General features: G+C 66.7%; 15 protein-coding genes and 1 pseudogene. 6 read left to right on the forward strand and 10 right to left on the reverse strand.

What is annotated here, in order from left to right:
- Window positions 1-42 precede the first annotated feature (42 nt).
- Window positions 43-2,796 carry a [protein-PII] uridylyltransferase gene (locus tag EWE75_RS06380; RefSeq protein WP_130155829.1) on the forward strand — a complete coding sequence of 918 codons (2,754 nt, stop codon included), beginning with the start codon at window positions 43-45 and terminating at the stop codon, window positions 2,794-2,796.
- A 7-nt stretch (window positions 2,797-2,803) separates the two neighbouring features.
- Here EWE75_RS06380 and EWE75_RS06385 read toward each other — a convergent pair whose 3' ends face one another.
- Window positions 2,804-3,565: a hypothetical protein gene (locus EWE75_RS06385; RefSeq protein ID WP_231708244.1), complete on the reverse strand. Its 762-nt coding sequence runs from the start codon at window positions 3,563-3,565 to the stop codon at window positions 2,804-2,806.
- 173 nt (window positions 3,566-3,738) lie between these two features.
- Window positions 3,739-4,305, reverse strand: a complete 567-nt coding sequence (locus EWE75_RS06390) for a carboxymuconolactone decarboxylase family protein (protein ID WP_130155830.1) — start codon at window positions 4,303-4,305, stop codon at window positions 3,739-3,741.
- Window positions 4,306-4,404: 99 nt separating this feature from the next.
- Here EWE75_RS06390 and EWE75_RS06395 point away from each other — a divergent pair, with 99 nt between their 5' ends.
- Together EWE75_RS06395 and EWE75_RS06400 are read left to right on the forward strand one after the other, a co-directional pair.
- On the forward strand, window positions 4,405-5,574 hold the full coding sequence (locus EWE75_RS06395) for a DNA replication/repair protein RecF (RefSeq protein WP_130155831.1): 1,170 nt from the start codon (window positions 4,405-4,407) through the stop codon (window positions 5,572-5,574).
- An 84-nt stretch (window positions 5,575-5,658) separates the two neighbouring features.
- Window positions 5,659-6,432: an OmpA family protein gene (locus tag EWE75_RS06400; RefSeq protein WP_130155832.1), complete on the forward strand. Its 774-nt coding sequence runs from the start codon at window positions 5,659-5,661 to the stop codon at window positions 6,430-6,432.
- A 132-nt stretch (window positions 6,433-6,564) separates the two neighbouring features.
- Here EWE75_RS06400 and EWE75_RS06405 read toward each other — a convergent pair whose 3' ends face one another.
- From EWE75_RS06405 to EWE75_RS06435, 7 genes and pseudogenes are all read right to left on the reverse strand, one after another.
- Complete coding sequence (locus EWE75_RS06405; protein ID WP_130155833.1) at window positions 6,565-7,536, reverse strand: agmatine deiminase family protein; 972 nt, start codon at window positions 7,534-7,536, stop codon at window positions 6,565-6,567.
- 9 nt (window positions 7,537-7,545) lie between these two features.
- On the reverse strand, window positions 7,546-9,171 hold the full coding sequence (locus EWE75_RS06410) for a M28 family metallopeptidase (RefSeq protein ID WP_130155834.1): 1,626 nt from the start codon (window positions 9,169-9,171) through the stop codon (window positions 7,546-7,548).
- Window positions 9,172-9,237: 66 nt separating this feature from the next.
- Window positions 9,238-11,283 (reverse strand): MGH1-like glycoside hydrolase domain-containing protein, encoded by a 2,046-nt coding sequence (locus tag EWE75_RS06415; protein ID WP_231708245.1) that lies wholly within the window; start codon window positions 11,281-11,283, stop codon window positions 9,238-9,240.
- A gap of 4 nt (window positions 11,284-11,287) precedes the next feature.
- Entirely contained in the window at window positions 11,288-12,631 is a 1,344-nt protein-coding gene (locus EWE75_RS06420; protein WP_427915773.1) for a glycoside hydrolase family 27 protein, read from the reverse strand.
- Between the two features lie 5 nt (window positions 12,632-12,636).
- A pseudogene (locus tag EWE75_RS06425) lies at window positions 12,637-13,665 on the reverse strand (glycoside hydrolase family 43 protein); the annotation flags it as partial.
- Window positions 13,666-13,756: 91 nt separating this feature from the next.
- Entirely contained in the window at window positions 13,757-15,322 is a 1,566-nt protein-coding gene (locus tag EWE75_RS06430; RefSeq protein ID WP_130155836.1) for an alpha-N-arabinofuranosidase, read from the reverse strand.
- Between the two features lie 13 nt (window positions 15,323-15,335).
- Entirely contained in the window at window positions 15,336-16,265 is a 930-nt protein-coding gene (locus EWE75_RS06435) for a Gfo/Idh/MocA family protein (protein WP_130155837.1), read from the reverse strand.
- A 233-nt stretch (window positions 16,266-16,498) separates the two neighbouring features.
- Between EWE75_RS06435 and EWE75_RS06440 the strand changes: the two genes are divergently transcribed.
- The gene (locus EWE75_RS06440) at window positions 16,499-17,275 is read left to right on the forward strand and encodes a FadR/GntR family transcriptional regulator (protein ID WP_130155838.1); all 777 of its coding nucleotides are present in this window, start codon (window positions 16,499-16,501) and stop codon (window positions 17,273-17,275) included.
- An 83-nt stretch (window positions 17,276-17,358) separates the two neighbouring features.
- Window positions 17,359-18,498, forward strand: coding sequence for an aldose epimerase family protein (locus EWE75_RS06445; protein WP_427915774.1), 1,140 nt, complete (start codon window positions 17,359-17,361; stop codon window positions 18,496-18,498).
- A gap of 235 nt (window positions 18,499-18,733) precedes the next feature.
- Here EWE75_RS06445 and rpsD read toward each other — a convergent pair whose 3' ends face one another.
- The gene (gene rpsD, locus EWE75_RS06450; RefSeq protein ID WP_069204020.1) at window positions 18,734-19,348 is read right to left on the reverse strand and encodes a 30S ribosomal protein S4; all 615 of its coding nucleotides are present in this window, start codon (window positions 19,346-19,348) and stop codon (window positions 18,734-18,736) included.
- 278 nt (window positions 19,349-19,626) lie between these two features.
- On the opposite strand from rpsD, the gene topA reads away from it, so the two are divergent.
- Window positions 19,627-22,203 (forward strand): type I DNA topoisomerase, encoded by a 2,577-nt coding sequence (gene topA, locus EWE75_RS06455; protein WP_130155840.1) that lies wholly within the window; start codon window positions 19,627-19,629, stop codon window positions 22,201-22,203.
- Window positions 22,204-22,208 lie beyond the last annotated feature (5 nt).

Consider the following 22,208-nt stretch of genomic DNA (forward strand, 5'->3'; position numbering starts at 1 on the left):
TGAGGGCATGACGCGCGCGCGATCATCCCCTATCTCTCCACAATGCCAGCCCGTTTCGACTCCCTCACCCAACGCCGCGCAATCATCGATCGCCGGTCTGTCGCGGATGCGCTCGCCGCGCTCGAGGGCACCGACCCGATCCCGCTTCGCGCCGCCGGCACCGCGCTCCTGAAAACCGCGCTCGATGCCGGGCGAGTCGAGATCGGGCGGCGGTTGATCGAGCATCCCTCGCGCGGACTGGAGATCGCCGCCGCGCAGGCGTTTCTGGTCGATCAGTTGATTCGCCTGCTCTACGATTTCACCACGCAGCGGCTCTATCCGGTCCACAACCCGACTGCCGCCGAGCGGCTGACCATCATCGCGGTCGGCGGCTATGGGCGTGGCGAGATGGCGCCCTATTCGGATGTCGATATCGGCTTCCTCACGCCCTGGAAGCAGACCGCCTGGGCCGAGCAAGTTATCGAATCGATGCTCTATGCTTTGTGGGATCTCGGTCTGAAAGTCGGCCATTCGAGCCGTTCGCTCGACGAGATGGTGCGCCAGGCGAAGAGCGACGTGACGATCCGCACCGCCTTGCTGGAGGCGCGTTACGTCTGGGGCGATCAGCCGCTGTATGATGAGGCTGCGCGCCGCTTCAAGGTCGAGGTGCAGGCCGATACGGTGCGCAGCTTCATCGCCGAGAAGCTCGCCGAGCGCAACGCGCGCCACAAACGGATGGGCGACACGCGCTACGCGGTCGAACCCAACGTGAAGGAAGCGAAGGGGGGCCTGCGCGACCTGCATACGCTGTTCTGGATCGGCAAATACGCCTACAACGTGTCCGAGCCGGGCGAACTGGTCGAGGCCGGGCTGCTCAGCCGCGCCGAATATCGCCAGTTCAATCGCGCCGAGAATTTCCTCTGGGCGGTGCGCTGCCATTTGCACAGCATCGCCAAGCGCGCCGAGGATCGGCTCACCTTCGACATGCAGTCCGAGATCGCGCAGCGGATGCGCTTCGCCGACCGCACCGGCAAGTCCAAGGTCGAGCGGTTCATGCATTATTACTTCCTGCAGGCGAAGCGCGTCGGCGACCTGACCGGCGTATTCCTCGCGCATCTCGACGAGAAGTTCGCGGCGCGGGGGCGGCGCTTCGGGCTGCCGATGCTCGGGCGCGGCCGGGCACCGCGCAAGCTGCACGGCTTCGTGATCGAACGCGGCCGGCTGGCGATCCCCGATGACGATTTCTTCCGGGCCGATCCGGTGCGGTTGGTCGAGGTGTTCGCGCTCGCCGACCAGCACGCGCTGGAAATCCACCCGCTGACGATGCGCGCCGCCGCGCGCGACGCCAAGCTCGCCGACGATATCCGCCAGGACGCCCGCGCCAACGCCTTGTTCCTCGACGTGCTGACGTCGCCGCGCGACCCCGAAACGGTGCTGCGCTGGATGAACGAAGCGGGCGTGTTCGGCCGCTTCATTCCCGATTTCGGCCGCGTCGTCGCGCAGATGCAGTTCGACATGTACCATCACTACACCGTCGACGAGCATACCATCCGCGCGATCGGGCTGCTGTCGGCGATCGAGAAGCGCGCGCTCACCGACGACCATCCGCTCGCGACCGTGGTGTTTGACCAGATCGTGTCGCGGCGCGCGCTCTACGTCGCGGTGCTGTTTCACGATATCGCCAAGGGGCGCGGCGGCGACCATTCGATCCTCGGCGCCGAAGTCGCGCATCGGTTGTGCCCGCGGCTGGGCTTGAGCGACGCCGAGACCGAGACGGTCGCGTGGCTGGTGCGCTATCACCTGCTGATGTCGGCAACCGCGTTCAAGCGCGACCTGTCGGACTTCAAGACGATCCTCGATTTCGCCGAGATGGTGCAAAGCCCCGAGCGGCTGCGGCTGCTGCTGCTGCTCACCATCGTCGATATCCGCGCGGTCGGGCCGGGCGTGTGGAATAGCTGGAAACGTCAGTTGCTCGCCGATCTGTACGAATCGGCGGAAGAGGTGCTGCGGCTCGGGCACAAGCAGAAGGGCCGCGAGGAGCGGATCGCCGCCAAGCAGGCCAGCCTGCGCGTGGCGCTCGGCTGGGACGAAGCCAAGTTCGCCGCCCTGCTCAGGCGCATGCCAGATCCCTATTGGGTGGCGGAGCCCGACGAGGTGCTCATCCAGAACGCGCACCTGGTCGATCAGGCCGGCGCGGCGCAACTCTCGATCGATACGCGCCCCGATCCCGAGCGCGGCGCAACGCTCGTCTCGGTCTATGCCGCCGATCATCCCGGATTGTTCTACCGCATCGCCGGCGCAATCAGCCTGGCCGGCGGCAACATCATCGATGCGCGCATCCACACCACGCGCGACGGCATGGCGCTCGACAATTTCGTCGTGCAGGACCCGATGGGCGGGCCGTTCGAGGACGAGATGCAGCTCAAGCGGCTGCGCATGGGAATCGAGGACGCGCTCGCCGCGCGTGGGCGGCTGGTCGACAAGCTCCTCGCCAAGCCGCTGTCGCGGCCGCGCGCGACAGCGTTTTCAATCGCGCCCAACGTGCTGATCGAGAACAAGGCGTCGAACCGCTTCACCGTGATCGAGGTCAACGCGCGCGACCGCCCGGCGCTGCTCCACCAACTCGCGCATGCGCTGTTCGATTCGAAGGTGACGATCCACTCGGCGCATGTCGCCACCTACGGCGAGCGCGCGGTCGATACGTTCTATCTGACCGACCTGACGGGCGAAAAGATCTCGAACGCGACGCGGCTGCGCGGCATCGAACGCCGGTTGCTCGTCGCCGCGAGCGGGGAGAAATTGCGCACCGCCGCCTGAGCGCGCGTCACTCCGCCTTGCGGTGGGTGAAGTAGATGTGGATCTTCACCCACGCGCCGACCATCGGCTTGCCGCCGACGCGCGGCGGGCGAACCAGGAACTGCCACGCGGCAAGCCGCATCGCGCGCGCGATACCTGACCCGACCGGCGATTCACCGAGCGAGCGGCAATTGTCGACGTGATAGTTCGCGATCGTCTGGCACGCGATATCGGCCCATTCGGGGTTCTCGATCTTGCCCATATAGCCGCCCAGTTCAGCATCGGTCGGCTCGCGATACCATTCGGCGTTGTACAGCCGCTGCCCGCCCGGTCCTTCGCCGGGGCCATAAGCCGCGCCGCCATTGTTGCCGCCGCCGGGCTTGTCGTCACCGCTGTCGCTGCCGTGGGTCGGCAGCTTGGAGATGTCGGTCGCGGCGTAATCGTCCTGGCTCAGCGTGATGAGCTTCGGGGGCACGGGTACGGGCGGCGGGGGCGGCGTGATTTCGGGCTTGGGCTTGGTGATTTTCGGCGCGGTCGCCTTGGCGGCATGCTGGACGGGCGATTTCTCCCCCTTGGCGGCGGCTTTCTTGGCGGGATCGGGGAGTTCCGAGGGCACGAACACGCGGAGTTCGTTGGGCTTGGGCTGCGGCGGCGCGGGATGCTGCGCGCTCCACAGGAACAGCAGCAGCGCGATGAGCAGTTCGAGCCCCAGCGCCAGCCCGAACGCGATCGCGCGCCGCCGGAACGACGGATCGTGCCATCGCCAATAATCGTAATCGCTTGCCGCCATTCGCGTAAAAGACCCAACGCCCCGTTTCGACACGCACCCTGACCCGGTGCCCGCCACCGCGACGGGTCACCGAGCCATAGGAGGCCGGATTGTGCGCCGCAACGCATATGCCGCTGTACATGGACGCGAGGCCACGGCGAAATGACGTTCGCGTCATGTCGAAATTGCGGCGATCAGTCGCGTTCCGGCACCGGCACGTTGAAGCCGTTGAGCGTCATCGACACGAGGGCATACAGCCCGACCAGATAGATCAGTTCGTTGGCGCCGTGCTGGCCGAACGTCTCGACCGCCAGGGCGTAGCACGGCTCGGGCAGCACGCCGCCGTTCACCAGCGCGAAGGCGACATCGTACGCGACGCTCTCCGGTGGATCGAGATCGGTAGGCTTAATGTTGGCGCACAACGCCGAGAGGCGCGCCGCGCTCATCTTCTCGCGCTCGGCGATGGCGATGTGCGCGTAAATCTCATACGCCGCGTCGAAATGCGCGCCCGTCACCAGGATCGCGATCTGGCGTGGCGCATCGGGCAAGGTCGCCTGCATCGACATCGCCTTGGTGAGATCCCACACCGCCTTGCCGATCACCGGCTCGTGCAGCCACGGGTTCCACGGCCCCATCAGCGCGCCATTGTCGGCGAGGACCTTGAAGTCGTTGAAGTTGGTGGCGATGCCGGCTTTCATGTCCTCATAAAGCGGCTTCTGCGCATCGGTCAGGTCGGCGGGGGCGATCAACGGCAGGCGCATGGATGGTCTCCTCGTGGGGCGACTCGCGCTATAGCGGCTTCGACGCGGCGTTTGCGTGAAACTGGCGTCATGGTCGCGAAAACCGCTAAGGCGCGCAGAATGCTGTCGCGCCTCGTCCTTACCGATTTCCGCAACCATGCCGATCTGACGCTCACGCCGGGCGCTGGCTTCGTCGTGCTGACCGGGGAAAACGGCGCGGGCAAGACCAATGTCATCGAAGCGGTGTCGCTGCTCGCGCCGGGGCGCGGACTACGCGCGGCGCCGCTGGGCGAGATGGCGCGACAAGGCGGCAAGGGCGGATTCGGCGTGGCGGCGGTGCTGGAGACGATAGAATCCCCCTCCCGCTTGCGGGAGGGGCTAGGGGAGGGCCTGTCCGCAAACGCAGCGTCCGAAGGACAGGCCCTCCCCCGACCCCTCCCAGAAATGGGAGGGGAGGTGCAGATCGCCACCGGCACGCTCGCCACCGCACCCGAGCGGCGGATCGTGCGGATTCAAGGCGCCGGCACCGCCGCGACCGCGCTCGCGGAATGGCTGACGGTGCTGTGGCTAACCCCGGCAATGGACCGCCTGTTCGTCGAGCCGGCCTCCGAACGCCGCCGCTTCCTCGACCGGCTGACGCTGGCGCTCGCACCCGGCCATGCCGTTCACAGCAACCGCTATGATGCGGCGATGCGCGCACGCAACCGGCTGCTCGGCGAAGCGGCGGAAGGCGCGGCGCTCGATCTCGACTGGATCGCCGCATTGGAGGCGCAGATGGCCGAGCATGGCGCCGCGATCGACACCGCGCGCCGCGATACCGTGGCGGCGCTGGGGCTGCGGCTGGCCGAGCAACCCGACGGGCCGTTCGCGCGCGCCGGGCTGATGCTGGAGGGGTGGACCGGCGCGGGCGACACACTCGCCGCCGATCTCGCCGCCGGGCGGCGGCGCGACATGGCAGCGGGGCGGACGCTGATCGGCCCGCACCGCACCGATCTCGCGGTCAGCCATCTCGGTAAGGCACAACCGGCCGCCTTGTGTTCGACCGGCGAGCAAAAGGCGCTGCTCCTCGGCATCGTGCTCGCGCATGCCGGGCTGGTCGCGGAACGCACCGGGCGGCATCCGATACTGCTGCTCGACGAGGTCGCCGCACACCTCGATCCGCGCCGGCGCGCCGCGTTGTTCGCGGCGCTGGCTGGCAAGGGGCAGGTGTGGATGACCGGCACCGAAGCGGCGCTGTTCGCCGAACTGCACGGCGAAGCCTCGCACGTCGCGCTGCCGCTGGCTCGCTGAACCTCAGCTTTCGGCGCGGCTCACCGCGCGTTCAAGCGTGGCGCGGCAAAGCATCCTTATGGCGGGGGTCATAGGGAGTTTATCATGAAGACCACCAACCGGATGATCCTCGCCGCCGCGACCGCCGCGAGCGCGTTGCTCGCGACCGTTCCGGCCAATGCGCAAGGTCGCTGGGACTGGGGTGCGGGCGACCGGCCTTACCGGCTCGCCGGGCCGGGCGTGCCGATCCTGTTTCCCGAGCTGCGCGCGACGCCGCGCGGTCGCGCGTTCGTGATGCGCAATTTCGATTTCAACCGCGACGGCTTCATCAACCGGCGCGAGGCCGATGCCGCCAACCGTGCCTTCGCCGACGTGGCGGGTAACGATCGCGCGCGCTTCGACTGGGATCGCCACGGCCGGCTCCGCGACGGCGAGGGTCCGCGCGCTGGCGGCCCCGGCCGCTGGGACCGCGCCGCGATGCGCGACTATCATTTCCGCCAGACCCCGCAGGGTGCGCGCATGACGTTGCAGGAAGACGTGCTGTTCCGCACCGATTCGGCCGAACTGCGCCCCGGCGCGATCGACAAGCTCCGCGCGCTGGCGGGCTATCTCCAGGACAATCCCGGCGTGCGCGTATCAATCGACGGCTACACCGATGCACGCGGCACCGATGCCCACAACAAGGCTTTGTCCGAACGCCGCGCCGACAGCGTCCGTACCGCCTTCGACGATCTCGGCGTGACCGAGGCGCGCTTCCGCGTCGCCGGCCACGGCAAGGCCGATCCGGTGGCGAGCAACACGACGGCGGCGGGCATGCGGCTCAACCGCCGTGTCGAGGTGACGCTGCTGGGGCAGCGCGCGGATACGTTCGCGCGGTGAAGGACCCAGGGGTGGAGTGAGCGCCTGCCTCCCCAATCGTCACTCCAGCGCAAGCTGGAGTCTCCCGGTGGCTGGGCGAGCGTTTCGCGTCTCACCGAGAGACCCCAGCGTGCGCTGGGGTGACGGAAGGGGTCAGGCCGGAATCTGCTGGCTGATGCAGTGGAAGCTGCCGCCGCCGGTCAGGATCGCATCGGCGCGCAACCCCACCGCCTCGCGATCCGGGAACAGCGCCTGCACCGCCGCGACCGCCGCGTCGTCGTTGGGTGCGCCGTAGAGCGGCACGACGACGGCGGCGTTGCCGATGTAGAAGTTCATATAGCTCGCCGGGACGATCTCGTCGTCGCGCAGCACTTCGCCGGGCGAGGGAATCCGCGACACCTTCAGTCCCGCCGCAACCGCCGCATCGGCGGCTTGGCTGTAGACCGCCGCGTTCGGATCGTTCTCGGTCGGCTCGGGAATCGCCACCACGCCCGGCGCGACGAAGCGCGCGAGGTTGTCGACATGGCCATCGGTATGATCGTTGAGCAGGCCGTCGCCCAGCCACAGGATCTCGCTGAAACCGAGATCGTCGCGCAACCGCGCCGCGATCTCGTCCTTGCTCAGATCGGGGTTGCGATTGGGGTTGAGCAAACATTGTTCGGTGGTGACCAACCGCCCGGTGCCGTCGCCGTCGATCGCGCCGCCTTCGAGCACCCATTCGCACCGCTCGACCGGCGCCTCGATCGTGGCCGCCAGCCGCAGCCCGACATCGTCGTCGCCGGGCAGATCGTATTTGCCGCCCCAGCCGTTAAACCGGAACGACCGCGCGCTGCCGTCGCCGAGCAGGATCGGCCCGGTGTCGCGCAGCCAGATGTCGCCGAACGGCTGGACCACGACTTCGGCATAGTCCCCCGCCATCTGCTCCGCGGCCTGCGCCGCGGCGTCATCGGCGGCGACGAGGATCACGCGCTCGCCCTTGCCGCCGACATGGACCGCACGGCCGAACGCGGCGACTTCCTCACGCGCCGGTTCGAGATCGTCCTCCCACAGTTCGGGATGGCTCGGGAAACCGATCCAGACAGCCTTATGCGGTGCCCATTCGGCGGGAGGGACGATCATGGTCATGCAAGGTTCCTATTGCGCGGCCGCGCGCTGCTTGTCGCGAATCGCGCGGAATTCGGCGGTCTTGTACCAATTGGGCCAGGCGTCGCCATCGGCGAGTTCGCGGCCCAGCCGGTAATATAGGGTGAGATCCTCGACCGCGCCCGACCAATCCCACTTGGGATCATATTCGTCCTGCGGCTTGTGGTAGCGGTTGGCGATATAGTCGAGCGTCGCGGCATGGCCTGCGGCCTCGCCACCGACGACCAGATCCTCGCCCGCGCCGCCGTCAAACATCGGCACGCCCAATTTGGCGAAGCTGAAATGGTCCGAACGGAAATAGCTGCCGCGTTCGGGGTTGGGTTCGGGCTTGACCACCCTGCCCTGCGCCTCGACCAAGGTCTTCATCATGTCCTCGAGCTCGGACTTGCCCGCGCCGGTGATCTCGAAGTCGTGCGTGCGGCCCTTCACGTTGAGCACGTCCATGTTGACCCCGCCGACCGTGTGCGACAGCGGGTAGACCGGATGCTCAGCGTAATACCGCGAGCCGAGCAGCCCGGCTTCCTCGGCCGTCACCGACAGGAACACGATCGAGCGCTTGGTCGGCCCGGCCTTGGCCTGCGCCTCGGCGAGCGCGACCAGACCGGCGACGCCGCTGGCATTGTCGAGCGCGCCGTTGCAGATGCCGTCGCCCTTCACCGCGTCGCAGTGACCGAGATGATCCCAATGCGCGCTGTAGAGGACGTAATCATTGGGCGAGGACGTGCCGGGCAGGATGCCGACGACGTTCTTGGATGCCTGCCGCCGGATCGTATTGTCGAACGACACCGACGCCTTCAGCCCGAGCGGCACCGCGCGGAAGCCCTTGTGCTTGGCGGCTTCGGTGAGCGCGGTAAAATCCTTGCCCGCGCTCGCGAACAGCGCCTTGGCCTTGTCGAGCTGAACCCAGCCGACCGCCGCGCTTTCGCTCATGTGATCGCCCTTCTCGTCGAGTTCGAGCTGCGGGCCGGTGTTGCTCGACTGGACGACGCCCCAGCCATAGGCCGCCGGCTCGGTATCATGGACGATGATCGCGGCGGCGGCGCCCTGCCGCGCGGCCTCTTCGTATTTGTAGGTCCAGCGGCCGTAATAGGTCATCGCCTTGCCTTCGAACAAACCCGTGCGCTCCGCGCTCTGCCAGTCGGGATCGTTGACGAGGATGATGACGGTCTTGCCCTTGACGTTCACGCCGGCATAGTCGTTCCAGCCGCGCTCGGGCGCGGTGATACCGTAGCCGACGAAGACGACCTCGCTGTCCTTCACCGCGATATGCGGTGTGACACGGAAGGTCTTGACCACCATGTCGCTGCGATAGGCGAGGATGAGCGGGGTCTTGCCGCCGGTGATGGTCATCGGCGCGACGTTGGTCGCGGTCATATCGACCAGCGGCACGTTCTGGAACCAGCCGCCATCGACACCGGGCTTGAGCCCCGCCGCCTTGAAGCGCTCGACGATATAAGCGGTGGTCTTGTCCTCGGCGGGACTCGCGGGCTTGCGCCCCTCGAACGCATCGGAGGAGAGTGTCTGCGTGACCTGCTTGAGCGTCTGCACCGAAATGGCGGGTGCCTGCGCGAGTGCAGGGGCGGCAAGAAACGTCAGGCCGAGCAGAAGGGCGCGCATACTATCTCCCCTGAAGATGATACGCCCGTCTTGGCAGCGCGCCGCGTGACGCGCAACAACCCGATATTAGAACAGTTTCATCTCGGCGAGGCGGACTTGCTGGCCCGCCAGCTTGCGGATCGCGAGGCGGATCGCATCGGTGCGGATCGGTTGCCAGCTTAGCACATTGGTGGCGTTGGCGCGGGGTGCCGCGCCGTTCGTTTCCAGCGGTCGCCAGGCGCCGTCTACACGATATTCGATCCGGTAGCGGTCGGGCATCGCGAAGACACCGCCAGCGAAGAACGACACTTCCGCGCGGGTGAGCGTGACCGGCTTGCCGAAATCGACCGCGAACCATTCGTCCTGCGTGGTGCCGGTCGACTCCCAGCCGTTGGGCAGTTCGGGCATGAACCACACGCGCCCGTCGATGCCCTGATGCAGCCGCTCGGGATCGATGCCGCTCGACGCGCTCGGCTTGGGATATTCGGTGCGGACGAGGCTGATCGATTGGGCGAGCGGGCGTTTGATCGCCGGATTGGCCTTGGCTGCGACCGGCACGACCAGCCTGCCGAGCGTCGCCCGCGACGCCGCCAGCACGCCATCGACATAGACGCGCAACCCCGCGCCGCCGCGATAGTGCCGCCCGTCCTCGTCATAGACCACCGACAACGACCGGCCGTGATAGGGCACGTCCTGCACCGCGAACCAGCGCAGCCGGTCCCTGGCGCGGTCCTTCGCGGGCAGCAGCGGATCGACCACGACGCTGTCGTCGGGTTGCGGGGTGATGCCGGCGAGGCCGGAGATGACCAGATCGTCGAAGCCGCTGTGGAAATAATGGTGGCTGCGCGGTAGGCCGACGATCGGCTTGCCGGTGGCGGGATCGTAATCCTCCTCCAGATCCAGCGTGTCGCCCTGATAGTGCATCCGCGCATATTGGCGCAGCAATCGCAGATAATCGCCGCGCCCGATCACGCCGTCGGGGCCGTCGTGGAGGCGGTTGGCGAGGCCGGTCAGCACCTGAGTCGTCTGAAACGGCCAGACGGGTCCGTTCCACTGGCATTCGCGCAGGCCCGTCGCCGCATCGTAGCGATATTGCCGCATGTAATATTGATAGCTCGGCTCGGTGGTGCGCAAGCCCGCCGGGCCGCCGAGTTCGTTCGCCGAGAGGATATGCGTCCACGCCCGGTCGAACTTCGCGTCGGCGCCGATCAGCCCGAACGTCCAGGGCAGATAGCCGACCAGCTCGCGCGCGCGGATCTGGTTCCAATATGTCACATGGTCGTTGCTAACCTTGTAGCGGTCGATGAAGTGGCCGAACTTGTCGCTCCACAGCGCATCGAGCACGCGACCGCGCAACTGCCCGGCGCGGGCAGCATAGTTCGCCGCCGTCGCGGGATCACCCGCAAGCGCGGACAGGCGGCTGATCGCCATCGCATTGGCATATTGGAAGCTGTTGATCGACGGGCGGAACGCGTCACCGCCGCGAAACCCGTCCTTACCGCCCGAGGCGTCGATCGACGAGACGGTATATTCGGTCGCGTCGAGCAGCGGCTCGATCCAGTACAGCCCCTTGGTGAAATCGAAGCGGTCGTCCCATAATCCGTAGATCAGCCGCATCGCCGGCAACAACCGCACGGCGGCGTCGCGGTCGTGATCGACGAGGTAGCGGCCCCACACCGCATCGGCGATGCTCTCGCTGAAATGCCGGTCGTTGCCGCCGTCGAGATAGAGGAAGTTGATGTAATCGTCGGCGAAGCGGCGGTCGCGGAGCCAGCGACCCTCGGCGATGTGGAAGGCGGTGGCGTCGTTGAGGCTGGCATAGGGCTCGCGCTGCCAGCTCACATCGTTGAGGAACTCGGTCGAGATATACCCCTTGGCGCCGAGATCGCGCTGGTGCGCGCGGAACACCTGCCAGCGATAATAATACACCGCGTCGAGCGTCGCATCCGAGCTGTCGAACAGCGGAATGCGGTCGCGATACCAATCGGCGTCGTTGCCGTAATGCTGGGTGAGGATCGCGTCGCGATCGAGCTGCGACGCGACTGGCGCGGGTGCGGCGGCGAGGCAGACGGGCATCGCGCACAGCAGAGCCGCGCGCAGTGCCCGTCGGATGGATGCAAGCCTGCCGGTCATCCTCTCAACGCCGCTGAACAACGCGCAACAGGCTCGCGCCGTGCGGCGGCAGGTCTTGCGCGACCGCGTCCCACATGTCGGCAAGCGCCGTGCGCGCCCACAGGTCGCGCACCCTGACCGTCCCGCGCAGCCCGATCCGGTCGAGCGGCAGCGCGACACGGCGCGGTTTGGCCGAGGTGTTGAACAACGCGACATATTGCCCGCCGCCGGGTGCGGTCGCGCTCCACAGCCGGGTGCCGTCTTCAAGGATATGCGGGCGGTTGTCCGAACTCGCCTGGTTGACCGCGATCACCTCCGGGTTGGTCAGCAGCGCCAGCGTGGCGGCGTCGAGATGGCGCAGGTCGCCACCCATGATGAGCGGCGAGCGCACGATCGACCACAAGGTCATCAGCGTCCTTTGCTCGTCGGGCGTGAAACGCGAATCGCGCGCGCCCAGCGCGAGCCGACCGAGCGGCAGCATGTCGCCATCAGGCCAGCGTCCGCCGCCGATGTAGGGACTCCAATTCTCGAAGCGGGTGAATTGCGCGGCGAGCTGCGGCCATTCGTCCCAGAAATCGTCGGCGATGCGCCACATCTCGGCATGGCGGCGGACGTGATCGGCGCGGATCACCGGCGTCTCGCCGGGCGACAGGCTGAGGATCATCGGCCGCCCGGACCGCTTGATCGCCAGCGCGACCGCCTCGATTTCGGGTGCGTGCGCGTCATACGGGCGGCTCATGTCGTCGACCTTGACGAAATCGACGCCCCAGCGCGCATATTGCGCGAACACGCTGTCATAATAGGCCTGCGCGCCGGGCTTGCGCATATCGACGCCGTACATGTCGGGGTTCCACGAGCAGACGCTCGTCACGTCGGCGATGTCGCGCGCGTGGTAGGATGTCCCCGGCACCGGCAGGTTGCGCTCGACCGCGAGGCGCGGAATGCCGCGCATGACATGGATGCCGAAACGCAGCCCAAGCGCGTGGACCTTGGCGGCGAGCGGCGCGAAACCCGCACCGGACGCGCTCGACGGGAAACGGTTGGGTGCGGGCAGCAATCGACCGTTACCGTCCATCACCGGCACCGGCTTGGCGTTATAGTCGTAGCTCTTCGCGTCGGGATCATACCATTGGATATCGACGGTGAAGATGTCGTAGCCGGCGGGCAGCAGCTTCGCCGCCATGATGCCGGCGGTCTCGATCGCCTGGGCTTCGGTGATGGTGGTGGCGAAGCTGTTCCAGCTATTCCATCCCATCGGCGGCGTCGGCGCGAGCGAGCGTGTGCCACGCTGCGCCGCGCCGGCGACGTCAGGCAGAACCGCCGCCGCCGCGCCGACGGCGAGCAAAGTGCGACGATCGATGCCGCTCACGCGCGCAGCACGCCGTTGGCGACCGGCTCGCCGAAATCGGGTGTGCCGTCGGGTGCATAGCGGATCGGCTGGACGCGGGTGTGGCGGTTGGGATCGAACAAAGGATCGCCCTTGATCTCGGCGTAATCGCGCGCGTGATAGACCAGCATGTCGCGGCCGCGTTCGTCGGTGGTGAAGCTGTTGTGGCCCGGCCCATAGACCTTGTGCGCGGGCGACGATTTGAACACCGGCTGCGGCGATTTCGACCAGTTGGCCGCATCCATGATGTCGGCATCGTCGCGGCAGGTCAGCATGCCCAGGCAATAGCGCGCATCGGTCGCGCTCGCCGAATAGGTCATGAACAGGCGACCGTTGCGCGCCAGCACCGCCGGCGCCTCGTTGACCTTATAGCCGCGCACTTCCCAATCGAGCGTCGGCACCGACAGCCGCACCTGCTTGGCGGCGAGCGTCAGCGGCGTCTTCAAAGGCGCGAGGTAGAGGTTGCTGTTGGTGTCGATCCCCGGCTCGCGCTGCGCCCAGGCCAGATAGCGCTGGCCCTTGTGGACGAACGAGGTGGAATCGAGGTTGAAACTGTCCCATTCGGTCTGGAGTTGACCAAGCACCTTCCAGGCGCCCGTCATCGGGTCCGGCCCGTCGCACACCACCGCATAAGTGCGGATGCGGAACACGTCCTCGCCACCACCACTCGGGCCGGCGGCGAAATACATCGTCCAGCGCCCGTCGATCAGATGCAGTTCGGGCGCCCAGAGGAAGCCGGACATCGGCCCGGTCTTCTCATGCCGCCACAATACGCGCTCCGCTGCGGTGGCGAGGCCGGCGAGCGTTTTCGAACGGCGCAGCACGAGCCGGTCATATTCGGGCACCGATCCGGTCATGTAGTAACTGCCGTCGGTATGGCGGAAAACCTGCGCGTCGGCGCGGTTCCTGACCAGCGGGTTGGTGATCGCCGCTTTGGGTGCGGTGCGCGCCAGCGCTGGCGTGGCGGCAAGCGCGGCGGCGCCACCGACGAAACCGCGACGGGTCAGGTCCATCATGTTCAATCCTCTGCTTGCGGCCACTGCCGGCGTTGGACACCCGCGACCTTCGCGAGCGCCAACGTCGGCATGCCGAAGTGCGTCTTCGTGCTTATTGCAGGTCGAGCATCACCACCGACTTGGCCGGCAGCGCCACCGTCAGCATCGTGCCGTCGATCCGCGCGCCGGTGAAGGCGGCGGGGGCGATGGCATTCGGCGTGGTGAAATCATTGTGCGCGTTCATCGTCGCGGCCGTCAGGATTCGGCCCGACACAGTGCTCGCGCTCACGCCGCCGAGCGCGACGCTGACCGTGACCGGCTTGTTCGGATCGAGGTTCGACAGCGCGACATGGACCTTGCCGGCCTTGTCGCGCACCGCCGAGGCGGACACGCCCGGCATCGTCCACTGGTCCTTGTTGTACCACGGCGATTTGACGTCGATCGGCAACACGGTCGCGTCCATGTACGGCTTGTACATCTCATAGACGTAGTAGGTCGGCGTCTTCACCATCCTGGCGCCGTCGGTGAGGATCATCGCCTGCAGCACGTTGACCATCTGCGCGATCGCCGTCACGCGGACGCGATCGGCGTGCTTGGCGAAGATGTCGAGATGGACCGAAGCAACCAGCGCGTCGCGCAGCGTGTTCTGCTGACGCAGGAAGCCTGGGTTGGTGCCCTTCTCAGGCGAGTACCAGGTGCCCCATTCGTCGACCGCGAGGAACAGCTTCTTCTGCGGATCGAACTTGTCCATCATCGCGCTGTGCTTGGCGACGAGCTCCTCCATGCGCTCGGCATCGGACAGCGTGTGCGCCCAGCCGGCCTCGTCGAACTCGGTCGCAGACGCGCTCGGCGGCCAGCCGCCCGACATCGTATAATAATGCAGCGACACGCCGTCGATCTGACCGGCGGCATCGCGCATCATCGTTTCGGTCCATTTATAGTCGTCGCCATTGGCGCCCGACGCGACCTTGAGGATCTTGGTGCCTTCGGGTGCTACGACGAAGGTGGCGTAGCGCTTGGTCTCATCGGCGGCATAGGCGGCGCTCATGTTACCGCCGCAGCCCCACAGCTCGTTGCCGATGCCGAAATAGGGCACCTTCCACGGCGCCTTGTGGCCGTTCTTCGCGCGCTCATCGGCGAGGCTGCCGGCGGGGGCGGTCATATATTCGACCCACTCCGCCATCTCGCGCGGGGTGCCGTTGCCGACGTTGCCCGAGATGTACGCCTCGGAACCCATCTGATCCATCAGATCCATGAACTCGTGCGTGCCGACCTCATTGGGCTCGGTCACGCCGCCCCAATGCGTGTTGATCTTGACCGGGCGCTTAGCCTGCGCGCCGATGCCTTCCCGCCAATGATATTCGTCGGCGAAACAGCCGCCGGGCCAGCGCACCATCGGCACGCCGAGCTCCTTGAGCGCGCCGACCACGTCGTTGCGGAAACCGCGCGTATTGGGGATCTTGGAGTTCTTGCCGACCCACAGGCCGCCATAGATGCCGTTGCCGAGATGCTCGGCGAACTGGGTGAAGATGCGGCGATCATAGACCGGGCCGGGCTTTTCGCCGTGCAGCGTCACCGTCGCCGTATCAGGCGCGGGTGCGGCTTGCTGTGCGACACTCCCGGTCGCCGCCCCAGCGAGCGCGATGCCGCCCAGCAGCGTGCGTAAAAGTCTTTTCATCCTCGTCCTCCCGTCAATCGTTGAATGGTTCGACCGTATCGCGCCGCGCACGCAAGAACGCGTCGGCGACCAGCTTGAGCGGGCTGGTATCGACATCGCTGCGCCCGCTGTGGATCAGCGTGGCGAAGCGTGCGTACAGCCCTGGATATTCGCGGTCTTCGTTGTGCTCGGCGCCGCTCGGCAGCGTCAGCACCGCGCCGCCACGCGACAGCTTACAAGTGCCCGCGTCGGTTTCGACGATGATGTCCCAGCTTTGCGCGCCGGTCTGCCGCCAGTCGAGATCCATGTGGATTTCCGTGCCGGCGGTATCGCGGAAACTGAGATCGGCGGCGATCGGCGCGGCGCGGTTGGCGGGGATGGCGAGCGTACCCGCGCGCAGGAAGAACGGGCGCGGCAGGATATGCGTCGCGATCGACAAAGCGTTGATGCCGGGATCGAACACGCCAAGCCCGCCCGGCTCCCAGATCCACGCTTGCCCGGGATGCCAGACGCGGACATCCTCGCGCCACACGATCGAGACGCGCTCGATCTGCCGCTCGGCCAGCCACGCCCGCGCCGGCGCGACCCCGGCGGCGAAGCGCGAGTGCCATGCGGCGAACAGCGACGCGCCGGTTTTGGCGGCGTGCGCTTCCAGCGCATCGACTTCGGCGAGCGTCGCTCCGGGCGGCTTTTCGAGAAAGACGTGGATGCCGCGCGCCAGCGCCTGCGCGGCGAGATCGTAGCGGACCTGCGGTGGGGTGCAGAGCGCGACCGCGTCGACCGCCGGACCGTGCGCCAGCAAAGCGTCGAGGCTCGGCAGATGCGGCACGCCGGCGACGCCCTGATCCGCCACCGGGCTGACCGTCGCGGCGAGGCTGAACGCCGCATCGCCGCGAATTGCGGGCAGATGCTGATCGCGCGCAATCTTGCCCATGCCGACGATGCCGATACGGATCGGGTCCATCGATCAGGACGCCTTGACGGTGGCCGAGCGCGTGCTTGACCGGGTACAGTGCTGCAACCGGCGCAGGGCCATGCGATCCATCCTCTCTGTCTCGTCGCGAGCAAACGACATGCCTTTTCAGGCCCGTTCGCGACGGCGTCCCAATTACTCCTACTTATTTGCGAGCCTCGCGAAACGCAATCTTTCGTTTTGCAAAGCCGAAACGGCTGTTACGGCTGCGCAAGGAGACGAGGATGACCGAACAGGGCGAAGAGGTCGATGGCACGGCACTGGAGCGGGCGCCTCGGGGCACCGGGCGGCGGCTGCATGGCTCGATCGCGCACAAAATCGGCGTCGCGATCGTGTCGGGCACCTACGCGCCTGGCGATATCCTGTCGAGCGAAGTGGATTTCTCCGAAGCGCTCGATGTGTCGCGCGGGGCGTATCGCGAGGCGATCCGCGCGCTTGCCGCCAAGGGGCTGGTCGAAAGTCGACCCAAGGCCGGAACGCGCGTGTTGCCGCGCGCGCGCTGGAACCTGCTCGACCCCGACGTGCTGACCTGGGCGTTCGCGGGTGAACCCGATGAGCAATTCGTGCGCAATCTTTTCGAACTGCGCGCGGTGGTCGAACCCGCCGCCGCTGGCTTCGCGGCCGAGCGGCGGGATCGTGACGACCTGCGCATCCTCAAGGATTCTCTCGCGCGAATGCGTCGCCATTCGCTTGCCACCGAAGCCGGCCGCATCGCCGACCGCGATTTCCACGACGCGATCCTGCGCGCGACCCGCAACGACGCGATGATGGTGCTGGCGGCGAGCATCGGCGCGGCGGTGAGTTGGACGACCCAGTACAAACAGCGCGCACGCGCGCTGCCGCGCAACCCGATCCCCGATCATGCCCGCGTCTATGAGGCGATCGCGGCGGGGGACGCCGTCGCGGCCAGCGCGGCGATGCGCGTGCTGGTCGATCTCGCGCTTGAGGACACCGCCAGCGCAATGGGCAAGCCCGGCGCCACGATCAAAGCCTTGCCCTGACAATTTTGGTCCGACTATAAGCCGCATGCAAACGGCGCCGCATTGCCCAGGCGCTCTATGAAGGAACTCAGAGGATGCTGAAGATGATGCGCGTCGGCGTGGCGGCACTGGCCGCCGCTACCGCTCTTACGCCCTATGCGGCGATCGCGGCGGACGCCAAGCGCGAAGCCGCCGGCAAGCTCAGCGACGGGTCGACGGTCGAGGCGATCACGCTCTCGAACGGTCACGGCGTTTCGGCACGCATCCTCAACTATGGCGCGACGCTCCAGTCGCTGATCACCCCGGATCGCGACGGCAAGCTCGCCGATGTCGCGCTCGGCTATGACGATGCGGCGACGTACCAGAGCCATCCCAATTATTTCGGCGCCACCATCGGCCGCTATGCCAACCGCATCGCCGGCGGCCGCTTCACGCTCGACGGCAAGACCTATCAATTGCCGCTCAACGACAAGGTCAATTCGCTGCACGGCGGCGGCAAGGGCTTCGACAAACAGCTCTGGAAGATCGTCTCGGTGAAGTCCGGTCCGGTCGCCTCGGTCGTGCTCGCCTATTCGAGCCCCGATGGCGATGCCGGCTATCCCGGTGCGCTTGACGTGACGGTTACGTATGCGCTCGACGAAGCCGGCGCGCTCAAGATCAGCTATGACGCGAAGACCACCAAGCCGACCGTGGTCAACATCACCAACCACAGCTTCTTCAATCTCGCCGGCGAAGGCGCATCGGCGGGCGCGACCTTCCACACGCTGGTGATTCCCGCGCAGAGCTATACCCCGGTCGATGCCCACCTGATCCCGACCGGCGAGCGCCGCCCGGTCGCCGGCACCGTGTTCGATTTCCGCAAACCGCGCGTGATCGCCGACGGCATTCGCGACGGCCGTGACGAACAGATCCGCTTCGGCCAGGGCTACGATCACAATTTCGCGCTCGACAAGGGTCTGACCGCGACACCGCAACTCGCCGCGCGGCTGGAAGACCCAGCCTCGGGCCGTGTCCTCGAGGTGCTGAGCACCGAGCCGGGCGTGCAATTCTATACTGCAAACTTCCTCGACGGCACGTTCGTCGGCAAGGGTGGCCACGTCTACCGGATGGGCGATTCGGTGTCGCTCGAACCGCAGAAATTCCCGGACTCACCCAACCATCCCGATTTCGTCTCGGCGCGGGTCGATCCGGGCAAGCCGTATCATAGCGAGATGATCTTCAAACTGTCGGTCGCTCCGCGCTGATCGCGGCTCCGCGTTCCAGGTGAAACCGGCCCGCTGACCCTTGAGGTGAGCGGGCCTTTTTTTGCGCCTGCGACGGATGGAGAGGTGAAGGCATGAAAAAAGGGCGGCCATTGCGGGCCGCCCTTTTCTGTTTCTCGCTGGCGCCGTGGGCAAGCCCACGTCGTCGGTCGGCGCTTTGGCGCCGCCGGCCGAGCCGCTGATGTTCGCTTGGATTTAGCTTCGCTAAATCCTCGCCTCAGCGGCTGTAGAACTCGACCACCAGGTTCGGTTCCATCTTCACCGGATAGGGCACTTCGTCGAGCGTCGGAACGCGCGTGAAGGTGACCTTGGCGGCGCCGTCGGGGGCGACGTAATCGGGGATGTCACGCTCGGACAAAGCCTGCGCTTCCATCACCAGCGCCATTTCCTGCGCCTTCGAACCCAGCGTGATCTCTTCGCCGGCGAAGACGCGACGCGAGGCGATGTTGCACTTCACGCCGTTGACGCGAACGTGGCCGTGCGAAACGAGCTGGCGTGCGGCGAACACGGTCGGCGCGAACTTGGCGCGATAGACGATCATGTCGAGGCGCTGCTCGAGCAGGCCGATCAGGTTCTGGCTGGTATCGCCCTTCATGCGCGCGGCTTCGGTGTAGCAGGCGCGGAACTGCTTCTCGGTCACGTCGCCGTAATAGCCCTTGAGCTTCTGCTTGGCGCGAAGCTGCAGACCGAAGTCCGAAACCTTGCCCTTGCGGCGCTGACCGTGCTGACCGGGGCCGTATTCGCGCTTGTTGACAGGCGACTTGGGACGACCCCAGATGTTCTCGCCCATGCGGCGATCGATCTTGTGCTTGGCGCTGGAGCGCTTCGACATATTCTTTTCCTTGCAAATGCCAATGACGAGACCGGCGTCGCCGCAGGGACGCTGCCGATCAGATCCCGGTAATCGCTCCGGCATGATACCGGGGCCGCCGCTTCACCGGGGTGCGGGGCCAATTGCGAAGGCGGGCGGTTAGCGGCGGGGGGCGGAAGAGTCAAGCCAATCGATCCGAAGACGCAGCCGGTTGCAACCGCTAAGGGAGCGCCGCTCTTGACGCCACCCCGCCGCCCCTTCCACCCTCGCGCGTACACGTAAGGATGTGACCCAACGCCATGCAGCTCGTCATCGTCGAATCGCCCGCCAAGGCGAAAACCATCGAGAAATACCTCGGCTCCGATTACCGGGTGCTGGCAAGCTACGGCCATGTCCGCGACCTGCCCCCCAAGGATGGCTCGGTCGATCCCGACGACGGGTTCGCGATGGAGTGGGAAAACTACGCCGACAAGGCGCGCCAACTCAAGGCAATCACCGACGAGGCCAAGCACGCCGACCGTCTGATCCTCGCGACCGATCCCGATCGCGAGGGCGAGGCGATTTCGTGGCACGTTCAGGAGGTGCTGCGCGCCCGCAAGGCGCTCCCCAAGGATGTCCAGCGCGTGACGTTCAACGCCATCACCAAGGCGACCGTCACCGAGGCGATGAAGCATCCGCGCGAGCTCGATACCGATCTGATCGACGCGTACCGGGCGCGGCGCGCGCTCGACTATCTGGTCGGCTTCACGCTGTCACCGGTGCTGTGGCGCAAGCTGCCCGGCGCGAAGTCGGCGGGCCGCGTGCAATCGGTCGCGCTCCGCCTGATCGTCGAGCGCGAGCGCGAGATCGAGGCGTTCCGGGCGCAGGAATATTGGTCGGTCACCGCGCAGATGGAGCAGGACGGCACGCCGTTCGTCGCGCGCCTCACCCGCTGGAACGGTGACAAGATCGATCGCCTGTCGATCGGCGACGAGGGTACGGCGCTCAAAGCCAAGGCGGATGTCGAGCAGGGCCATTTCACCGTCCAGTCGGTCGAGACCAAGCCCGCCACGCGCAACCCGCCGCCGCCGTTCACCACCTCGACGTTGCAGCAGGAAGCCGCGCGCAAGCTCGGCTTCTCGGCGGATCACACGATGCGGATCGCGCAGAGCCTCTACGAAGATGGCGCGATCACCTATATGCGGACCGACGGCGTGCAGATGGACGGCAGCGCCATCTCCGCCGCACGGCTCGCCATCGCCAACCGCTATGACGCCGGCTACGTCCCCGACAAGCCGCGCGTCTATACGACCAAGGCGAAGAACGCGCAGGAAGCGCACGAGGCGATCCGCCCGACCGATTTCGGCAAGGACCGCGCCGGCGCGGGCGATCATGGCCGGCTGTACGATCTGATCTGGAAGCGCGCGCTCGCCAGCCAGATGGCGTCGGCGCGGCTTGAGCGCACCACCGTCGAACTGGCCGAGGGCACCGGCCGCACCGCCTTGCGCGCGACCGGGCAGGTCGTGCTGTTCCCCGGCTATCTCGCGCTGTACGAGGAAGGCACCGACGACAGCCAGGACGAAGACGCCCGCCGCCTGCCGCGCATGCGCGAGGGCGACGCCCCCGCCAAGAAAGCGGTCGATGCCGAGCAGCATTTCACCCAGCCGCCGCCGCGCTTCTCCGAAGCCAGCCTCGTCAAGCGCCTCGAAGAGTTGGGCATCGGCCGGCCTTCGACCTATGCGTCGATCATCAAAACGCTCAAGGATCGGTCTTACGTCCGCACCGAGAAGAACCGCTTCTTCGCCGAGGAGAGCGGGCGGCTGGTAACGGCGTTCCTCGAACGCTTCTTCGAACGCTATGTCGGCTATGATTTCACCGCTGGCCTGGAAGACGAACTCGACGAGGTTTCCGGCGGACGCGCGCAGTGGCAGGCGGTGCTCGAAGCGTTCTGGAAGGACTTCAAGCCGCGCACGACCGAGGTGATGGAGCAGAAGCCGTCCGAAGTGACCGCGGAGCTCGACAAGTTCCTGGCGCCCTATCTGTTCCCGGAACGCGCCGACGGTGGCGACCCCCGGCTGTGCCCGAGCTGCGGCGCGGGGCAGCTCGCGCTGCGCGGTGGCAAGTTCGGCGCGTTCGTGGCGTGCTCGAACTACCCCGAGTGCAAATACACCCGCCGCTTCGGCCAGGGTGGTGCGGCCGAGGATGGCGCCGCGCTCGAGAACGAAATTCTCGGCAACGATCCCGAAACCGGCCTGCCGGTCGAACGCAAATCCGGGCGGTTCGGGCCGTACATCCAGCTTGGCGACGGCAAGGAAGCGAAGCGCGCGTCGATACCCAAGGACGTGCCCGAGCTCGATCTCGAATGGGCGCTCAAGCTGCTCTCGCTGCCGCGCACGATCGGCACGCATCCCGAGACGGGTCAGCCGATCAATGCGGCGATCGGGCGTTATGGACCGTATCTGGTCCATGACGGCAAATATGCGCGGCTGACCTCGACGGCGGAGGTGTTCGAGACGGGCATGAACGCGGCGGTGGTCAAGCTCGCCGAGGCGGCAGCGGGCGGCGGGCGTCCGCAGCGTGGCGCGGCGCGCGAGCCGTTGAAGGTGCTCGGCAAGCATCCGCGCACCGAGGCCGAGATCAAGCTGATGGAAGGCCGCTACGGCGCCTATGTCACTGATGGCGAGACCAATGCGACCTTGCCCAAGTCGATCGAGAAGGACGCGCTGACGCTTGAGGAAGCCGCGCAACTGATCGACGCGCGCGCCGCCGCCGCGCCGGCCAAGCCCAAGAAGAAGGCGCCGGCCAAGAAGGCTGCCGCCAAGAAGCCGGCGGCCGCGAAAACCGCCACCAAGGCACCGGCCAAGAAGGCAGCGCCCAAGGCCGCGAAGAAAGCCTGACGCCG

This window comes from Sphingomonas populi (assembly GCF_004208535.1).
GTDB classification, from domain to species: Bacteria; Pseudomonadota; Alphaproteobacteria; order Sphingomonadales; family Sphingomonadaceae; genus Sphingomonas; species Sphingomonas populi.